This is a genomic window from Clostridioides sp. ZZV14-6154 (genome assembly GCF_020657785.1).
Classification (GTDB): Bacteria; Bacillota; Clostridia; order Peptostreptococcales; family Peptostreptococcaceae; genus Clostridioides.
Map to the genome: position 1 here is coordinate 1 of NZ_JAGWCY010000064.1, position 393 is coordinate 393.

At 51.9% G+C, this 393-nt stretch carries 4 tRNA genes; all 4 read left to right on the forward strand.

Annotation, left to right across the window (positions count from 1 at the left end):
• Window positions 1–45: 45 nt before the first annotated feature.
• A tRNA-Lys gene (locus KGF45_RS19705) sits at window positions 46–121 on the forward strand.
• Window positions 122–128: 7 nt separating this feature from the next.
• Window positions 129–202 (forward strand) — tRNA-Cys (locus KGF45_RS19710).
• A 6-nt stretch (window positions 203–208) separates the two neighbouring features.
• Window positions 209–283 (forward strand) — tRNA-Asn (locus KGF45_RS19715).
• A 6-nt stretch (window positions 284–289) separates the two neighbouring features.
• Window positions 290–375: transfer RNA gene (locus KGF45_RS19720), tRNA-Leu, on the forward strand.
• Window positions 376–393: the final 18 nt, after the last annotated feature.

Consider the following 393-nt stretch of genomic DNA (forward strand, 5'->3'; position numbering starts at 1 on the left):
CTGGAGGTCGTGAGTTCGACTCTCATTATCCACCCCAACTAATATGGTCTATTAGCTCAGTCGGTAGAGCACCTGACTTTTAATCAGGGTGTCCCGCGTTCGAGTCGCGGATAGATCACCAAAAAGGCGGCGACATAGCCAAGTGGTAAGGCAGTGGACTGCAACTCCTTGATCCCCAGTTCGAATCTGGGTGTCGCCTCCAAAATATTCCAAGGTAGCTCAACGGTGGAGCAACCGGCTGTTAACCGGTAGGCTGTGGGTTCGAACCCCACCCTTGGAGCCAAAAAAAGCCGAAGTGGCGGAACTGGCAGACGCACAGGACTTAAAATCCTGCGGGACTTACCTCTCGTACCGGTTCGATTCCGGTCTTCGGCACTTATAAAACAAACAATA